This is a genomic window from Pseudoalteromonas sp. A3 (assembly GCF_025942345.1).
Classification (GTDB): Bacteria; Pseudomonadota; Gammaproteobacteria; order Enterobacterales; family Alteromonadaceae; genus Pseudoalteromonas; species Pseudoalteromonas atlantica.
Map to the genome: position 1 here is coordinate 521,873 of NZ_JAPCKL010000002.1, position 17,027 is coordinate 538,899.

Sequence of the window (17,027 nt, forward strand, 5' to 3'; positions counted from 1 at the left end):
CTGCATTTAAAAGTGTATATTAAAAAGGGGTTAGCGTATTGCTAACCCCTTTTTTAATTATTTTAGTTAAGTGACATTGCATACTACTTTATTTTTTCCTTCGTGTTTTGCTATGTATAACGCTTTATCTGCTAAATCTATCGCTTTGTCTATTTGAATAGTTGCGCATTTAATGCCTATAACGCCAAAGCTTGCTGTAACATTTATAAATTGTCGTTTGTATTCAATGGGCTTACTTGCAAGAGTAGTACGTAGAGTATCGGCAAATTGCTTTGCTTTTAGCTCTGAATCTCTGGCTATCAGTATTACAAATTCTTCTCCGCCTATACGGGCAAATATATCCTCTTTATTTAAACATGCTCTTACCCGTTTTGTTGCTTGGATTAGTACTTCATCTCCACCTGCATGGCCGTATTCATCATTTATATTTTTAAACGAGTCTATATCCCAATATATAAGCGATACGTGTTGTTCGCAGCTTAATTTATTTTCAAGCTTTTTTTGGCCAACGTCGTAAAAACCACGTCTGTTTATACATTGTGTGAGTACGTCGGTCATGGCGAGTTTTTGCATTTCTTGCGCTAAATCTGAGGCCATTATAAAAATAATAAATACAGCCATACCAACATGTGCAGTTGGGACTGTTATAAAATTAATGAGTGTATATAAATCTAAGTAAGCTTGGTTAACCTGGCTGCCTTGCATTAGTGCGATAGTGGCCGCAATAAATAAACATACGCCGCACAAAGTGTAAGTAATGGCAGCCCCAATTTCAGCGGGTAGCGACTTAGGTTTATGTTTTATTATAATGACGGCGTTTATTAGCAGCAGTAAAATATCGTAATAAATATATAAAGACATAAACAAACCAACATGAACGTTCACGGCTTTATAATAATAAACTGCAGCTAACGTAATCACGGCTAATGCTAACAAATAATCGATTTTAATAGGGCTTCGGGCACGTATACTGTGTCCCCATGTTCCCAAAATAACAGACCCCATAGAAAAGCTAACAGCCAGTAGCCAATAGAAGGTTTCTGATTCGAAGTAGGGCCGCAATAATATTGTACCCCATTGACACGCAGAGCACATAAATGCACTGGCCCAAAATAACGAATATGATTTTTTCCCTAACGTATACCACGCCATTAAAAATATAACTGACCAAACAATACTGGTTAGTAAAAGAGTAATTAAAATAAAAAAGACTGGGCTCATAGGTTATATGTTCTTGTGTTAGTTACTTTTTACTGTAGTTGAGGTTGCTTGTGAATTCGAGTAAAGCTATGTATTTAAAAATTCTATTTGTAAATATTTATGTATTGTGTGTACCCACAACCCCTATGAATTGCATTTTTTGGTATAGCTTTTGCTCGTACTGATCTATTACACCTTTATTCGCTCGGTTTTCGCTGCTTTGTGGGTACTTAATTCACTTATGCAGGTATTTTTTACTTATGCCGAGATGCTAAGCCTTCACATAAGGATAGATAATGGCTTCTACTTTTAAAAATACACGCAAAAAATGGTTTTATGCTTTAGTGGTTATAGCCTTGGGGTTAATTTTACTCAGAGCTTTAGCCCCTTATGCGGTTCAATATTATGTAAATCAGCAGCTTGAACAAACCCAAGGCATAACAGGGCATGTGGGTGATGTTGATTTGTACTTATACCGAGGCGCTTACGCTGTTGATGAGGTAGAAATTTACGCGGTAGATGCCACGCAGGTGCCTAAGCCGTTACTGTCTATTGATACACTTGATTTTTCGCTTGCGTGGTCTGCTTTATTAAACGGTAATTTTGTCACCAACATGGCTTTTACCCGCCCAGAAATTGTTATTTACGATAAAGACCCAACTACCGCAGAACAAAACCAACAGGTGAAAGATGAAACCACGTGGGTAGGCCTTGCTAATGATCTCGTGCCTTTTTCAATTGATACGCTACGTATAGACAATGGTAAAGTAACCTTAGTTAACGCCACCAGCGAAGGAGAGCAGCCTACTTACGTATCAAATATAAACGCTAACATTAACAATATTACCAATGCACAAAACCTCTCTAAAACCTTAGTTACGAGTTTAAAAGTAGAAGGGCAGCTAATGGGCGAAGCTAAGCTGTCTTTAAATGGTAAATTAGACCCCTTTAGCGATGAAGCTAATTTTGATTTTAATGTTGAAGTCCAGCGTTTTTCGGTTAAAAATCTCGAAACTGTTTTTAAAGTGTATACCCCATTTGACATTGAAGCCGGCGGAATAGATGGCGCAATGGAATTGGCCGCTAACAATAATAACTTAAATGGATATGTAAAAGCGGGTGTGCACGATTTAAGTGTTTTTTCGTGGCGCGAAGATATAGAAAAAGATGATGACGGTCTATTTACCGCTATTTTTGAAGGCAGTATTGATTTACTCAGCTCGTTATTAGAAAACGACGAGTCAAAGCTGGTGGCTGCTCGGGTGCCCATAGACGGGCAGTTAGATAACGCTGATGTATCTACTTTTGAAGCCGTGGTTTCGGTATTAAAAAATGCGTTTTTTGAAGCATTTAAAATGAAGGTTGATAATGTAATTTCGTTTGAAAGCACGCAAGAACAACAAGGTGAGTAACTAAAAGCCCTTTGTATTAACTCAATACAAAGGGCTTTTTAAGTTTTAGCAAGTAAAATAGATCAGCTATTTATTGGAGTTGGTAATATCTGAGGTTTTACTTAATAACGTTTTTAGCTCAGCTATTTGCGCTTGTAGTTCAACCACTTGTCCTTGCGTTGCAGGAAGTGAGTTATTATCCGCTTTTAGCTCACGGGCATTTCGATGCTCCTCGCTCATTACTTCTAAAATGGCACCTACCATCATGTTTAAAAACACAAACGCAGTTAAAAAGATAAACGTGAGGTAGTAAATCCAGCTCAGCTCGTACACCGCCATGGTTTCGTACATAATGTCGGTCCAATCTTCAAAGGTAGCTATCCTAAATAGCGTTAACATTGAAATGGATACATCTTGCCAAAGTACCGGGTTAATATCGGCAAACATCATACTGCCCATGGCTGCGTAAATATAAAAAATAACAAACATAAGCAGTGCTATATAGCCCATTTGCGGAATGGCTTTAAGCAACGAATTTACAAGCAAGCGCAGCTCTGGGATCATAGATACTAAACGCAGTACCCTAAATATACGCAGCAATCGGGCAAGTAACATAGTTGATCCTGCAGCTGGGTATAAGCTGCCAAGTACAATAATGGTATCGAATATATTCCAGCCCTTTGAAAAGAAGTCTTTTATTCCTTTACTTGCAATAAAGCGAATAATGAGTTCGATTAAAAAGAAAGCTGTGATCCCTACATCCATCCAATTTAGAATAAATTCTACAGTGGGGTGAAGAGAATATGTATGAGCACCTACGGTGAGGGCAGAAACAACAATGACAGCTATAACAAATGATTGAAATATCTTGCTTTTGTCTATACGCTGAAACAGCTTTTGTAACTGCGACATCATAATTATGGGTCCTATGCAAAGTCAGGTTTTTATGACGCTAATATACAATAATATTGTTGCTTTCGATAACGAAAGTGTAAGGAATTCTAATGTTAATCAGTCAAATAACTAAAAGCGCATTGCTGTTTGTGGGATTTTCGGTACTTGCGGGGTGTAGCTCCGACGCTCGCTTTCACGAAATTCAATCAGCACGTTTAGATGAATGTAATTATAAAGCTGATAAAGAATATTACGAGTGCCTTGAAAATCAAGATAAAAATTTTGAAGAGTATAAAAAACAGCAAATTGAACAAACACAATAATTTATGACTAAAACACAAAAATTGCGCGATAAACAAATACGCCAAGCCCTCACCAACGCCTGTGAGCAAATAAAAGCGACTCATTATGGTTTTGCTTATTTAACTCACACCATTGATTTAAAAAATGAAGCAAAGTCACTAAACATAAGCTGCTATTTTGAAGATGATATAGCCTATAACGACACCGAAGCGCATTTTTCTCAGCTAGTCGATATTATTAACGCTGAGCTTAGCAAAATAAGCTTACCGGTAGCGGCTAAGCAAATAGCGTTTTTAGTTGATTAACATTGGTTTGCCTAGCTATGGACGTTATAATTACCAAAATTATTTTTAGGATGTAAAGCATGGCTGTTCCATCGCGCTCGCAAATCACACCAGGTACAACCGTAAATATTGTATTAAAAGAAGATCAACGCAGCGGCACATTAACTCAAGGTGTAGTTGAGCGCTTATTAACTAAATCACCTAATCACCCGCATGGTATTAAAGTACGCCTAGAAGATGGTCAAGTCGGCCGAGTAAAAGAGATTTTATAATGACAGCGTTAACAGAGCAGGAATTTTGGGATTTAGTGACCACGCCTGAGTTAGGGCTCGACCCACAAAGCGTAAGCGACAACTTAAAAGCTAAATTGAGCGAGTTAACCGACGAGCAGCTCATTGCTTTTGATAAATTTTTTGGTATTCACATGCGCAAATGTTTTACCTGGGATTTATTTGGTGCTGCATTTGTTATGGCTGGCTGTAACGACGAATACGGTTTTAGCGAATTTAGGTGCTGGCTCATCTCCCGCGGGGAGACGGTATTTAATAACGCATTAAGCAATGCCGACTCACTTGCACAGTGCTCCCCTGTGTATTATTTAAATGAGCAACCTTACCCTTATATTGATGAATACGACTTAATAGCCGGTTTATTATTTGAAGAGCGCAACGACGACGAATTACCTTTTGTACCTTCAGGCGAGCAACCTGCAGGTAAACGCTTTAAAGACAAACCCAAGTTTTTAAAACAAAGCTATCCGCAATTATTTGCAAAATACTGGCAGTAAAGTCACTCTTAGTGGTTTATTTATTAAGTAAATAAACCACTTTGTTTTATTACTCGTAAAACATAACTACAACACTGCATTACATAATGCTAAGTGCTGCGTCCTTTTTTTAGATTAAATCTCTGTTATAGTTATAAAAATTAGCGCGCACGTTACTTATTACGAGGATACGCCCACTTAATGAAAACCTTACTTTGTTTTTTAATTTCGACAACCTTTATTAGTTCATCTGCATTGGCTGCGCCGAGTAATAAAAGCCGTTTTATACCGTTATTAAAAACAATGCTTGGTGATTACCAGGTGGTAACTGCTAACTCCCCACTGTGTGTGGATAGTCAGTTGAGTTTAATTAACCCAGTTTACCCAGACGCGGGTTTTAAATTAGGCGAGTATATTGCGTTTGAAAGTTTACACAACGGCACCCGTACAACTAAAAAGCCAAATTTTTGTTTTGTAACTAGCTCGTATAAATACAAAAGTGATGGTGTCGATAACAGCTTAAAAATGAGCCGCTGTATTGACCCTAATAACGAAAAAACCATCAGACAAAGCATTAAGTTTACCAGTGTTACAACGCTCAAATATACGCAGAATACCCCCGCAGTAGAGTGCACATTTGCAAGGCAAGTTGATTAACTTACTTGCAATGAATTTGCGGTATATCGTGCCAGCGCGTTGTGTATTGGGGCGATAAGTAATCTCTGTTCATATGCCAGCCTTGATTTAGTTTGCTGCTGGCTAGGGTGAGTATGCCTTTTCCGTAGCGGTTGTTTATTGTATCAAGACACTGCATTAATTTAGGGTTATCAGCACTTTGGCTAAATAAATCAGTTTGCTGATACTGCACCGAGGTAAGCTCTAAAGCGCCTACACCACATTTATAAAACCGTACACTTGGTTGGTAAATATGAGTAAATACTTCTGATACAGCATTGGCCATTACGCAGGTATCGTTAGTGGGAGTGGCAAATTTATATATAAACGACTTTTTACAATAGCGGTCTTCGTGTTTACCAGTGGCGGCAAATATATAAAGCTGTTTTGCTAATGAGCGCTGCCCTCGTAGTTTACTGGCAACCGTGGTTACGTGGTTAATAAGGGCGGTTTTAAGTGCAGTAGGCTCACTGATCCGCTCACCAAAGCTGCGAGTAGAATATATTTCTCGCTTATCTTGGCGTACATCGTCCCATGTTAAGCACGCTACACCATTTAGCTCACTTACGGTACGCTCTACCACCACACTAAATGCGCGGCGCATGGTTTTAGGGTTTTGCTGTGCCAGATCCCACGCGGTATGTATGTTCATTATATTAAGCTTTTTAGCTAGGCGCTTACCTATGCCCCATACATCGGCGCAGCTCATTCTTTGTAAAATTGCTTGGCGGCTTTGCTCGTTATTTATAACGGCCACCCCATCAAACCCGCTTAGCTTTTTAGCTGCATGGTTAGCGGCTTTTGCCAAAGTAGGGGTTGGGCCAAAACCAACACCCACAGGGAGTTTAGTTTCGCGCCAAACGGTGCGCCTTATTGTATGCCCGTACTCGTGCCAGTTTTGTATAAGGGGTGTGTAGCCATTAAAGTGCAAAAACGACTCATCAATACTGTATATGTATTGTGTGTCGCAAAAGCGGCCAATTACGTTCATCATTTTGGCGCTTAAATCGGCGTACAACTCATAGTTACTCGAACGTACAACCACCTTGTGTTGCTCAAGCAGGTGCTTAACTTTAAAGTAAGGGCCAAACTTAGGAATGTTTAAGCGCCGAGCTATCGGGCATACTGCACATACGCAGCCATCGTTATTAGTTAAAACCACCACAGGTTTAGAGCGAATAGCGGGGTCGAACACTTTTTCGGCACTGGCATAAAATGCAACGGCATCGACTAAGGCGTACATTTTAATAGCTCAGGGCTTGGGCGGTGCATTCTAATCGATAGTGTAACCACTCCCTCTAACTGAAACTCATCAGCTGAGGTTAGTTGTACCGGCTTATGTAAAGGCGATGCAGAGAGTAACCGCGCATTGGTTTTATCTAATAGCTTACACACAAATAAGCCATTTAAGTTAGCAACAATAACATCGCCGTTATCGGCTTGCTCAGCACGGTCTACAAGCAGTAAGTCGCCCTCAAAAATCCCCACCTCTTGCATGGAATTACCCGAGGCAATACCAATAAAGGTGGCGTCGGGGTGCTTTATTAATAGCTCATCAAGAGAAACACCGAGCTCGGCGTATTGCGCCGCGGGCGATTCAAACCCACACACACCGGCTTCTATATAAACGGGAATAACAAACATAACACAACCTAAAACGCATACACTGTATAAGTGTACAGTATATGCGTTTTGTGTAAGTTATGCCAAGAAATGAAAGACAGATCACGCCATGTTTTTGATCATTTGTTGCGCGGTATCTAAAAAGTCTTTGATTTGCTGCGGGTTTAAGTTTTTACACATTTGATCATTTATTTGCTGCTCAGAGGCTAATAACTTATCAAACAATGTATTGCCTTGTTCGGTGAGCGACAAAATAAAGCAACGTTTGTCGTGCTCACTTGCTTGCTTATTAATAAGATTTAAGGCAATAAGATCTTTAATTAAGCGGGCAATTTGGGCTTTGTCGCGCTGTGTTTTAGTCACAATGTCGTTAGCGGTACAGTTAGATGTACTGGCAATAATGTGTATACAACGCACGTGCATAGCATTAATACCAAGGTCGCCTGCGTTAATAGCCTCACGTATTGTTACGCGGTAATTTTGCATCAGCTCAAATAGGGTATTTGATAAAAGCGTATTCATAAGCTCTCTAATGGTTGACAATATCAATTAGTTTGTTATAGTTGATTTTATCAACCAACGGGGCGTTGTGCAATGCTTGCTTTAAAAAGCAGTTAACTATTTTGTTAAACGAGGTGATTTTAAATGGGTAAACAAGTTCGCAAAGCTACGGTACTAAGTACTGAACAAATAACACCGCATTTACAGCGCATTGTTGTAGGCTCAGATGAGTTTTCGGATTTAACGCAAGCGCATATTGGCAGCTATGTAAAAGTGCTTATTCCCCAAAATGGCAAAGTTGATTTTAATTTAAAAACCGCGTGCATGCGCTCTTACACAATAAGAGACGTTGATGATGCAACGGGCGCGTTAACGCTCGACTTTGTAATAAACATGCACCAAGGTCCGGCTACGCAATGGGCTATAACTGCAAAAATAGGTGACGAGGTTGGCATAGCGGGCCCAGGTCCTAAAAAGCTTGATAATTACCAGCATCCGCATTATGTATTACTAGGCGATTTAACCTCAGTTAATGCAATAAAAGGGTACATGCAGCAGTTACCCGCCAGCGCAAAAATTGACGCGTTTGTGCATGCCCCTACTGAGCAAGACATTATTGATTTACAAACGCAGCGCGATGTTAATTGGTTAATTACAGATACACCGGATACCGATATGCTCAGCGCGCTTAACAATTTGCCACACACGAACGAGCCACCTATTGTATTTATGGCATTAGAGGCAGGGCTAGTGCGCAAAGCAAAAACCTTACTTACCCAGGATTGTAATATACCGCGCAGTAATATAGTTTCCTCTGGTTATTGGAAAAAAGGCGTAGACTCAGAGGGTTATAAAAAAGAGCGCCAGCAAAGCCCTGAGCTTGCATGAATACCTTAGAGCAAAACAGCCTAACGCTATTTTGCTTTTATCCGTTACCTAACTTGAATTGAATAAATAGCAGACCCATTTAAGTGTTTTATGCTGATGATGAAGCCCATTATTAGCATGCATTTTAAGGAGCTGCTATTTTGTTATCTTCCATTCCCTTTTCGTTATTAGAGCTTGCCCCCATGATCAAAGGGGACAGCGTTTCTCATACGCTCAATAAAACCACCAAATACGCCCAGCGCGCCGACCAATTAGGGTTTAACCGCTTTTGGCTGGCCGAGCACCACAATATGCCTGGTATAATTTGTGCTGCCACCTCTATATTAGTAGGTCACATTGCAGGTAAAACTCAGCGTATACGGGTTGGCTCTGGCGGAATAATGCTGCCGAATCATTCGCCCTTAGTTGTGGCTGAGCAATTTGGTACGTTAGAGAGTTTATACCCTGGACGAATAGATTTAGGCCTTGGCCGCGCCCCTGGTAGTGATCCAGTAACCAGCCGTGCGCTAAATAATGATATGAGCCGCGCAGAAAACTTCCCAGGGGAGGTAACAGAGCTGCAAACATTATTAGGCCCATACAATGGCACACACCCTATACGTGCTATTCCGGGGGAGGACACAAACGTACCGCTTTGGTTATTAGGCTCAAGTTTGTTTAGCGCCCAATTGGCTGCGCAAAAAGGGTTGCCTTATGTATTTGCAGGGCACTTTGCACCACGTTTTGTACACGATGCCATTGCGCTATATAAGCGAGAATTTAAAGCCTCAAATGTACTCGATAAACCCTATGTAATGCTTGCTTTACCGCTGGTAGCAGCAGAAACCGATGAAGAAGCGCAGTACCTATCTACCACCTCAAAGCAACGCGTGCTTGAATTAATACGCGGCAAAGAGCTATGGCTAAAGCCACCGGTAGAGAGTATGGAAGGTTTATGGAGTGAGCAAGAGCGCGCCCACGTAGAAAACTTTTTAAGCTTAAGCGTTGTTGGCGGGCATGTGAGTATAAAACATAAATTACAAATGATAGCGAAAGAGCTAGAAGTGAATGAGTTTATATTTACCAACGATGTTTACGACAGCGAAAAACGCCACCGAGCTCTAGAAATTTTAATGGAAATAAAGCATTAATTAAAAAAGGAAGTGTTTAGTTAAGCAAGCGTACACACAAGCCTTGCTACTATGTAGACATCATTAAAAGTGAATACAAAATTATTAACTTTAAGTGATGTCTGAACAAACACTTTCGATAATTAAACATACTTAGGTTGCCAAGGATAAGGCCCATTTTGCATTATTTATCGTTCTGTTTTTTCAATCAAACTGATTTAAACAATCAATTTTAAGACATCACTTTTATTTTTTATAATGTAGTTATTAACCAAACATCATTAAATTAAAGGAAGGTACACCGTGAACGCTCTAACAATCGCATCGGCTAATTCAGTTACTCATACAGCGCAGCCAAAAGTTGCTCTGATAGCTGAAGGTGGCGGACAACGAGGGATATTCACAGCCGGTGTATTAGATGCATGGTTAGAGCAAAACTACGACCCATTTGATTTATTTATCGGCACCTCTGCCGGCTCGCAAAATTTAACAAGCTATTTAGCACGCCAAAAAGGTTACGCTAAACGCTTAATTAGAGGGCTTTCGCGTAACAAACGCTTTTTTCAATTAGGGCGTGGTTTAATGGGCAAGCACATTGTCGATTTAGACTGGTACTTTGAAAAAACCACCGAAGTAAACAGAGCCCTTGATTTTAAAACAGCAAAAACCAGCTTAGGCGAGCGAGAGCTGCTTATAACGGCAACCAATGCACGCGACAGAAAAGCCTATTACCTTTCACCTACAGGCGAGGGTAAGCAATGGCGAGATTTGTTAAAAGCATCGAGCGCGTTACCTTTTTTGTATAAACAAGGCGTTAAACTTACTCCTTGGTTAGGTACAAAAGCGGCAAACGAAGCACATTTAGCTGCAGAGCAATCGAGTGAAGATTTTTATTTAGATGGCGGCTTAGCTGCGCCACTGCCTGTACGCGAAGCTTATAACCGTGGCGCACGAAAAATCGTGGTAATTAGAACCGTTGATGAGCATTTTCAGGCGCAAACTGCATGGGTTCAAAAGCTTAGAACATTTGCATGTGCATCAGGCTACTGCCCAAAAACACTTGATTACTTGATTCAACACGAGCAAGCATACCTAGACGAGCTAACGTTTATTGCCAACCCGCCTAGTGATGTAGAAATTATACAAATTTTTGCAGACGAAAAGCTACACAGTAAATTATTAGGTAGCTCGAATGATGATTTACGCTTTGATCATAAGCTAGGTGTAAAAGCAGGCCGCGCTTATTTAAAAAGCCAAAACGCACGTATAGTAGATTACGCACACAGCTACGCTATGTAGCTGTATATTAACGCTTAAACTTAAATTACCCCTTAAGTTTAAGCGTTGGTAAAGTGCCGTGGCAAAATTAAAGCTCTGCTTTTTTTAAACTTATCGATGGCTTTTTATTGCTAATTACCGCGCCTAATAAAATAAGCGCTAAAGCAATAAATACTGACCAACTAAAAGGAGCCTGCGAAGCGAGTATTAAAATAAAAGTAGAAAGCACTGGCGTTAAAAAACTTAACGAGGCTAATAGCGAGCGGTTACCAAATTTTAAACCATAATCCCATAAATAAAATGCACCTCCCACTGGGCCTAATCCTAATAAAATAGCGCCTAGCCATTGTGAAATAGACAAACTAATAACGGTTGTTTCAAAATAAAAATGTGCACAAAGGGCAAGCACAGCCACAATAAGCGAAAGCCAGCCTATGTCATCTACTTGGCTATTAAATTGCGACATTAAATAAGAATAACTAGACCACAGTACTGCGCAGCATCCTGCAAAAAAATACCCTAAGTAATACTCACTATTGATAGATAGCCCACTGCCATCGGTAATTAAACTAAGCGTGCCTAAAAACCCCAGTAATCCGCTCAATACTGCTTTAAATTTAGACCCAGGGGTAGCCACAAATACACCCAGTAATAATGGCCAAAGGTACACAATTAAGCTTACCTCTATTAAAGGACCGTATTTTAAAGCCATAAAATAACAAAAGTGAAAACCAAATAAGCCAGTCACACCTATTATCATTTGTTTTTTAGAAAGCTTTGGAGGGGTTAATAATGGCTGTTTTGTAGCAAAACGTTTTACTAATAAAATAATAAAAGAAAGTGCAAAGCACATAAAAAGTAACTGAAAAGCCGGGAGCGCTTTGGTTAAATTACCTAGTAATGCTAAAAGCCCCCACGAAAATATTGCTAAAAACCCTATGTGTGTTGCCATTAATTACCCTCCGTAAATACTATGTACTGAGTGTATCAATATAGGTTTTTAAAAATATGCTAAAAAGACGGTGTTATTGTTTGCTCTGACGCTATTTAACCTACACTCTGCTTGAGCTTGCTTTATTATCTTGTGTTTAGGTTATCTATATTACTGCTTTGCAAACGCCTTCGGTGACTGTCCAAAATATACATTAAACCGGCGGCTAAACGCAGAGGCATCGTTATAACCAATGCGCTCGCCTACTAAAGCAATCGGTAAGTCTGAATGGGTTAAAAGGGCGCGAGCGTGCTGCATTCGTAACATAGTTAAATATTGCAGCGCAGTCATAGTAGTACTTTTTTTAAACACAGTTTTAAATTGTGTAACGCTTAAACAGGCTATATCGGCCAGCTCTTTTAACGTGTAGGGGTAGGCTAAATTTTGCTTAACAGTGGTTATTACATTATCTATTCGCTTATCAATATTACTGTGGCTGCTTTGCTCACAAAGTAATAAGTAAAATAAATCAAAAGTTGAATTAGTAAGCTTTTCACCGCTAACAACGAGCAGTTGCTGCTCTATAAACTGTAAGTAACTTAATAAACGGCTATCTATTGAGATTTTAGGGCATAAAAGGTTAATAAGGTTTTCAGGGAGCGCGTCTAAATCTGCCACAATAAAACGCGCGGCTTCATCGGCCGTAAAGGCATGCACTACGTTTTTCTCTATAACGATACAACTGCCCGTACTCACCGTTGTTTTAAAGTCATTATTTAACGTTATAAAAATTTCCCCGTGTAGGGGTAAAACGAGTTGATGGTAATTGTGCTGGTGGCGCTTTATATCTTGCGAATAATACCGAATAGAAAGCTTATTCATTGCCTACTCCAATACCTAATACATAAACCGAGTATTGCCCAAAACACTTTAAGTAAAACATGGCGTTAATTAAACCTAAGTAGATGACAATAATATACTGGTTTCGCTATTTAAAATGCCTTCTATTTCGCGTACTTGCCTGAGTACGCCATCAAACTCACTTAAATTTGCCGCCTGTATTTCAGCCACTAAATCCCAAGCGCCGTTGGTTGTATGTAACTTTGTTAGCTCTGGTATGCCGCGCATGGTTTTAATTACCTGCGATGTAGATTTACCCACCACTTCCACCATCATTATTGCTCTTACAGCTTCGGTTTCTATGTGTTCGTGTACACGCACCGTAAAGCCTAATATAGCACCCGATGAGACTAAACGGTCTAAGCGATTTTGCACTGTCCCGCGCGACACCTTTAAAACATCGGCTAGGGCTGAAATAGAAGCGCGGCCATCTTTTCGTAATTCGGCTATTAATGCGTTATCTAATGAGTCGTAAATGTAAGGGGTCATAAAACGCCTTGGGTTATGTGTTTATTACAAATTACTAAATTTGTACTTTATTGCATAGCAATTTGCTAAAAAATACTATTATTTGTATAAACTTTTGGCATTTTAAGTAGCACCTCTGGCCTATAAACTTATTTCAATTAATTTATTTAGTCATTAAAGAGGTATTTATGAGTCATTTTATCGCACAACCTAAACAAGGTGTTCCATTTGTTAGCGTACAGGCTATGGCCAAACTTATAAATAAAGTCGGAATAGAAAACGTATTGCTTGAGCTTACCCAAAGATTAGAACACGACTTTGCTCGCTGGGATGAGTTTGATAAATCGCCACGTTATGCGGCGCACTCTCCTGATGGCGTAATAGAGCTTATGCCCGTAAGCGACGGTAAAATGTTTAGCTGTAAATATGTAAATGGTCATCCAAAAAACACCTTTAAGGAACTTCAAACCGTGGCCGCATTTGGTATTTTGTCGGATGTTGATAGCGGCTATCCGGTTATGATCAGCGAAATGTGCTTACTAACAGCCTTACGTACAGCGGCTACATCGGCGCTCGTGGCAAAGTATTTAGCGCCTAAGCACTCAACAACGCTTACATTAATTGGTAATGGCGCACAGTCTGAGTTTCAAGCATTAGCTTTTAAAGCCGTATTAGGCATTACTCACATTCGTTTATACGATATTGATAAAAATGCCTCACAAAAAGCCTACAACAACTTAAGTGGTTACGGCTTAAATGTAACTCTATGCAATAGCGCAGAAGAAGCCGTACAAGGCGCGCACATTATTACCACGTGCACAGCCGATAAAAAAAATGCCACTATTTTAACCAGCGATATGATCCCCCAGGGCGTGCATTTAAATGCCATTGGTGGGGATTGCCCTGGTAAAACAGAGCTTGATTCACAATTATTAACGCGCGCAAATGTGTTTGTAGAGTACGAACCGCAAACCAGAATAGAGGGCGAAATACAGCAAATGAGCGAAACCTTTGCCGTAACAGAGTTTCATAAAGTAATTAATAAACAAACACCTGGGCGTACAAGTAACGACGAGCTTACTATTTTTGATGGGGTAGGCTTTGCAAGCGAAGACTTTACCGCACTGGTGTATATTAAAGACGCGCTGGTGGCTGCGGGTGAGTTTGAACTACTTGATTTAATTACACAACAAGCCGATCCACGTAATTTATTTTCGGTACTTAATAGTACACAAATATCAAAAACACCTAAGCAAGAGCAAGTCGCATGAGCCACATAAAGCAAGCACCGACAGCGGTGGTGATGGTGCGCCCGCATCACTTTACATCTAATCCACAAACCATGTTAGACAACACGTTTCAAAGTACCTGTAACTCACAAAATCAGAGTCAGCTTGCCTTTGACGAAGTCACTAATGCGGTTAAATTATTACAAAACGAGGGCGTAACGGTTCACCTTTTTGAAGACGAACATACACACACGCCCGACTCTGTGTTTCCAAATAATTGGTTTTCTACTCATCAAAGTGGCGAGCTAGTTATGTACCCAATGTACGCAGAAAACAGAAGGTTAGAATATCGAAAAGATATTATTGATTTTTTGACTAATCACTATAAAGTGTTGTCTGTGACTGATTATTCATTTTTAGCGAAAGAAAATGCATTTTTAGAAGGCACAGGATCGCTTGTTATTGACCACCCCCATAAGCTTGCTTATGCAGTAGAATCTAAGCGCACTACTAAAACCGTGGTTAATACAGTGTGCGAGCAATTAAAGCTAAAACCTGTTGTATTTAACGCCTACGATGAGCAAGGCACTGCGGTTTATCATACTAATGTATTAATGTGTGTAGCCACAGAGTTTGCCATGATCAGCTTAAATATGGTGCCAAATAGTCAGCACAAACAATTAACTAGCCATTTTATACAAAGCCATTTAGAAGTAATAAACTTATCTAATGAGCAAATAAGTAGCTTTTGCGGCAACGCAATAGAGTTACAAGGTACAAATGGTCGTATTTTAGCACTATCACAAACGGCGTTTAATGCACTTACAACCGAGCAAAAAGCAGCAATACAAAAAACAGCTAAACTTGTTCCGTTACCTATACCAACCATAGAGTCGGCGGGAGGTTCGGTTAGATGCATGATTGCTGGCATACACCTGCAAAGTAAATAACCTACCACTAAGTCAACATCCTAAGGCAGCTTAGCTGCCTTAATCTATGGCTAACATGCATTATTAAATGCCAATTACTCAACTGCGCGCTGAGTAAAAATATAATAAATACAAAAGGATTAGCCCATGTTCGATACCGTAGTAAAAAGTGTAAATGGCCTATTATGGGGAGAAGGCCAAATACTAATCTACATACTACTGTTTGCAGGTATTTGGTTTTCGGTACGTTTAAAAGCAATTCAAATAGTAAAATTTAAACACATGTTTAGCCTGTTAAAAGGCAGTAGCAAGTGTAAAAAAGACGACATTTCATCATTTCAAGCATTGTGTACTGGCTTGTGTGCCCGTGTAGGTACAGGTAACTTAGCTGGGGTCGCTGTTGCAATTTCACTAGGCGGAAGCGGCGCCATATTTTGGATGTGGGTCATAGCCATACTCGGCATGGCAACCGGCTTTGCCGAAAGTGTATTAGGGCAAGTGTATAAAGTACGCGATAGTAGTGGCGAATTTAGAGGCGGCCCCGCCTATTATATTCAACAAGGTTTGGGCAGCCGTGCCTTTGCTATTGTATTTGCCGCGTGTTTATTTTTAGGTTATGGCTTTACCTTTAGTGCAATGCAAACCAATACCATAACCGACGCCCTTAACTATGCTTTTCAAGTACCTACCTTTTATTCTGGATTAGTTATTACCGTATTAGCAGGCTCAATTATATTAGGTGGCTTTAAAGCCATTGCCCGCTTTGCTGAGCGAGTAGTGCCACTAATGGGCATATTATTTGTAGCCGCGGCGGTTATTATTACGATTATGAATTTACCGCAAGTGCCTGCCATGCTTAAAGATGTGTTTTTATCAGCGTTTGGTTTACAAGAAGCAGGCGCAGGAGCAATGGGCGCTGCCATTAAAAACGGTATTCAACGCGGATTATATTCTAACGAAGCCGGCGCAGGTAGCGTGCCGCATGCTGCAGCAAGCGCAAGCCCAATGCCTAATCACCCAGTTACACAAGGGTATATACAAATGCTTGGCGTGTTTTTCGATACAATTGTGCTTTGTAGCTGTACCGCGGTAGTTATTTTATTAGCAGATGTAGATATAAGCGGCGAAATGGAAGGCATACGTTTAACCCAAAGCGCCATGACTGCACATTTAGCACAAGGCGGTGTGTACTTTGTTGCTGCAGCCATAACCTTATTTGCTTTTACCTCGGTAGTGGCCAACTATGCTTACGCCGAAAGTAACCTGCATTTATTTAAGCTCGATAACAAAGTAGGGCGCACAATTTATACATTACTTTATTTATCAATGATGCTGTGGGGCGCATCGGCATCTCTAAAAGAAGTCTGGGATTTAGCCGATATAGCATTAGGGTTAATGACAGTGGTTAACGTAATCGCTATTATATTGCTCACGCCAACTATTTTGTCTGTTAATCGCGACTACAACACACAACGAGAAAAAGGCATAGAGCCCGAATTTAAAGTAAAAGACGTAAAAGTACAGGGTAAATGCGAAAGCGGCATTTGGGATTGATTCCCGTATTTTAAGCAATTTTAACGATAAAAAGCGGTTTTATGGCAACATAATACCGCTTTTTAATTTTGCATAATTATTCAATTTTGGGTTATGTGAACAGC

Annotated in this window: 20 protein-coding genes; 12 read left to right on the forward strand and 8 right to left on the reverse strand. The window is 40.0% G+C overall.

Going from position 1 to position 17,027, the window contains the following annotated elements; genetic code table 11:
- Positions 1–66: 66 nt before the first annotated feature.
- Positions 67–1,221, reverse strand: coding sequence for a GGDEF domain-containing protein (locus tag OIZ54_RS05380; protein WP_264389918.1), 1,155 nt, complete (start codon positions 1,219–1,221; stop codon positions 67–69).
- Between the two features lie 275 nt (positions 1,222–1,496).
- On the opposite strand from OIZ54_RS05380, the gene OIZ54_RS05385 reads away from it, so the two are divergent.
- On the forward strand, positions 1,497–2,612 hold the full coding sequence (locus OIZ54_RS05385) for a DUF748 domain-containing protein (protein ID WP_004586336.1): 1,116 nt from the start codon (positions 1,497–1,499) through the stop codon (positions 2,610–2,612).
- A gap of 66 nt (positions 2,613–2,678) precedes the next feature.
- Here OIZ54_RS05385 and OIZ54_RS05390 read toward each other — a convergent pair whose 3' ends face one another.
- Complete coding sequence (locus OIZ54_RS05390) at positions 2,679–3,506, reverse strand: ion transporter (protein ID WP_004586335.1); 828 nt, start codon at positions 3,504–3,506, stop codon at positions 2,679–2,681.
- An 89-nt stretch (positions 3,507–3,595) separates the two neighbouring features.
- Here OIZ54_RS05390 and OIZ54_RS05395 point away from each other — a divergent pair, with 89 nt between their 5' ends.
- The 5 genes from OIZ54_RS05395 to OIZ54_RS05415 all read left to right on the forward strand — a co-directional run bounded on the left by OIZ54_RS05395 (position 3,596) and on the right by OIZ54_RS05415 (position 5,495).
- Positions 3,596–3,808, forward strand: coding sequence for a hypothetical protein (locus tag OIZ54_RS05395; RefSeq protein ID WP_264389919.1), 213 nt, complete (start codon positions 3,596–3,598; stop codon positions 3,806–3,808).
- Between the two features lie 3 nt (positions 3,809–3,811).
- Positions 3,812–4,093 carry a hypothetical protein gene (locus tag OIZ54_RS05400; RefSeq protein ID WP_264389920.1) on the forward strand — a complete coding sequence of 94 codons (282 nt, stop codon included), beginning with the start codon at positions 3,812–3,814 and terminating at the stop codon, positions 4,091–4,093.
- Positions 4,094–4,152: 59 nt separating this feature from the next.
- Positions 4,153–4,344: a YwbE family protein gene (locus OIZ54_RS05405; RefSeq protein WP_004586332.1), complete on the forward strand. Its 192-nt coding sequence runs from the start codon at positions 4,153–4,155 to the stop codon at positions 4,342–4,344.
- Entirely contained in the window at positions 4,344–4,859 is a 516-nt protein-coding gene (locus tag OIZ54_RS05410; protein WP_004586331.1) for a DUF4240 domain-containing protein, read from the forward strand. The genes OIZ54_RS05405 and OIZ54_RS05410 overlap by 1 nt, the downstream gene beginning before the upstream one ends.
- A 180-nt stretch (positions 4,860–5,039) precedes the next feature.
- Positions 5,040–5,495, forward strand: coding sequence for a hypothetical protein (locus OIZ54_RS05415; protein WP_264389921.1), 456 nt, complete (start codon positions 5,040–5,042; stop codon positions 5,493–5,495).
- Between the two features lies 1 nt (position 5,496).
- On the opposite strand, the gene OIZ54_RS05420 is transcribed toward OIZ54_RS05415, so the two are convergent.
- From OIZ54_RS05420 to OIZ54_RS05430, 3 genes are all read right to left on the reverse strand, one after another.
- Positions 5,497–6,756, reverse strand: a complete 1,260-nt coding sequence (locus OIZ54_RS05420; RefSeq protein WP_264389922.1) for a Y-family DNA polymerase — start codon at positions 6,754–6,756, stop codon at positions 5,497–5,499.
- Entirely contained in the window at positions 6,744–7,157 is a 414-nt protein-coding gene (locus OIZ54_RS05425) for a S24 family peptidase (protein ID WP_004586327.1), read from the reverse strand. Before OIZ54_RS05425 ends, OIZ54_RS05420 begins: the two co-directional genes overlap by 13 nt.
- An 81-nt stretch (positions 7,158–7,238) precedes the next feature.
- Positions 7,239–7,658, reverse strand: coding sequence for a MarR family winged helix-turn-helix transcriptional regulator (locus OIZ54_RS05430; protein ID WP_004586326.1), 420 nt, complete (start codon positions 7,656–7,658; stop codon positions 7,239–7,241).
- A gap of 123 nt (positions 7,659–7,781) precedes the next feature.
- Between OIZ54_RS05430 and OIZ54_RS05435 the strand changes: the two genes are divergently transcribed.
- The 3 genes from OIZ54_RS05435 (at position 7,782) to OIZ54_RS05445 (ending at position 10,933) form a co-directional block, all read left to right on the forward strand.
- Positions 7,782–8,525 carry a siderophore-interacting protein gene (locus OIZ54_RS05435; RefSeq protein ID WP_264389923.1) on the forward strand — a complete coding sequence of 248 codons (744 nt, stop codon included), beginning with the start codon at positions 7,782–7,784 and terminating at the stop codon, positions 8,523–8,525.
- A 140-nt stretch (positions 8,526–8,665) separates the two neighbouring features.
- A complete protein-coding gene (locus OIZ54_RS05440) occupies positions 8,666–9,655 on the forward strand; it encodes an LLM class flavin-dependent oxidoreductase (RefSeq protein WP_264389924.1) in 990 nt (329 codons plus the stop codon).
- A gap of 282 nt (positions 9,656–9,937) precedes the next feature.
- Entirely contained in the window at positions 9,938–10,933 is a 996-nt protein-coding gene (locus tag OIZ54_RS05445; protein WP_264389925.1) for a patatin family protein, read from the forward strand.
- Between the two features lie 67 nt (positions 10,934–11,000).
- Here OIZ54_RS05445 and OIZ54_RS05450 read toward each other — a convergent pair whose 3' ends face one another.
- The 3 genes from OIZ54_RS05450 to OIZ54_RS05460 form a co-directional block, all read right to left on the reverse strand.
- A complete protein-coding gene (locus OIZ54_RS05450; RefSeq protein ID WP_264389926.1) occupies positions 11,001–11,864 on the reverse strand; it encodes a DMT family transporter in 864 nt (287 codons plus the stop codon).
- 150 nt (positions 11,865–12,014) lie between these two features.
- A complete protein-coding gene (locus OIZ54_RS05455) occupies positions 12,015–12,725 on the reverse strand; it encodes an AraC family transcriptional regulator (RefSeq protein WP_264389927.1) in 711 nt (236 codons plus the stop codon).
- Between the two features lie 75 nt (positions 12,726–12,800).
- Positions 12,801–13,232, reverse strand: a complete 432-nt coding sequence (locus OIZ54_RS05460) for an Lrp/AsnC family transcriptional regulator (RefSeq protein ID WP_055254207.1) — start codon at positions 13,230–13,232, stop codon at positions 12,801–12,803.
- Between the two features lie 167 nt (positions 13,233–13,399).
- Here OIZ54_RS05460 and OIZ54_RS05465 point away from each other — a divergent pair, with 167 nt between their 5' ends.
- The 3 genes from OIZ54_RS05465 to OIZ54_RS05475 all read left to right on the forward strand — a co-directional run bounded on the left by OIZ54_RS05465 (position 13,400) and on the right by OIZ54_RS05475 (position 16,923).
- Positions 13,400–14,482, forward strand: coding sequence for an ornithine cyclodeaminase (locus tag OIZ54_RS05465; protein ID WP_264389928.1), 1,083 nt, complete (start codon positions 13,400–13,402; stop codon positions 14,480–14,482).
- Positions 14,479–15,390 carry a citrulline utilization hydrolase CtlX gene (ctlX, locus tag OIZ54_RS05470; protein ID WP_004586318.1) on the forward strand — a complete coding sequence of 304 codons (912 nt, stop codon included), beginning with the start codon at positions 14,479–14,481 and terminating at the stop codon, positions 15,388–15,390. The genes OIZ54_RS05465 and ctlX overlap by 4 nt, the downstream gene beginning before the upstream one ends.
- A 126-nt stretch (positions 15,391–15,516) precedes the next feature.
- On the forward strand, positions 15,517–16,923 hold the full coding sequence (locus OIZ54_RS05475) for an alanine/glycine:cation symporter family protein (protein ID WP_004586317.1): 1,407 nt from the start codon (positions 15,517–15,519) through the stop codon (positions 16,921–16,923).
- Positions 16,924–17,027: the final 104 nt, after the last annotated feature.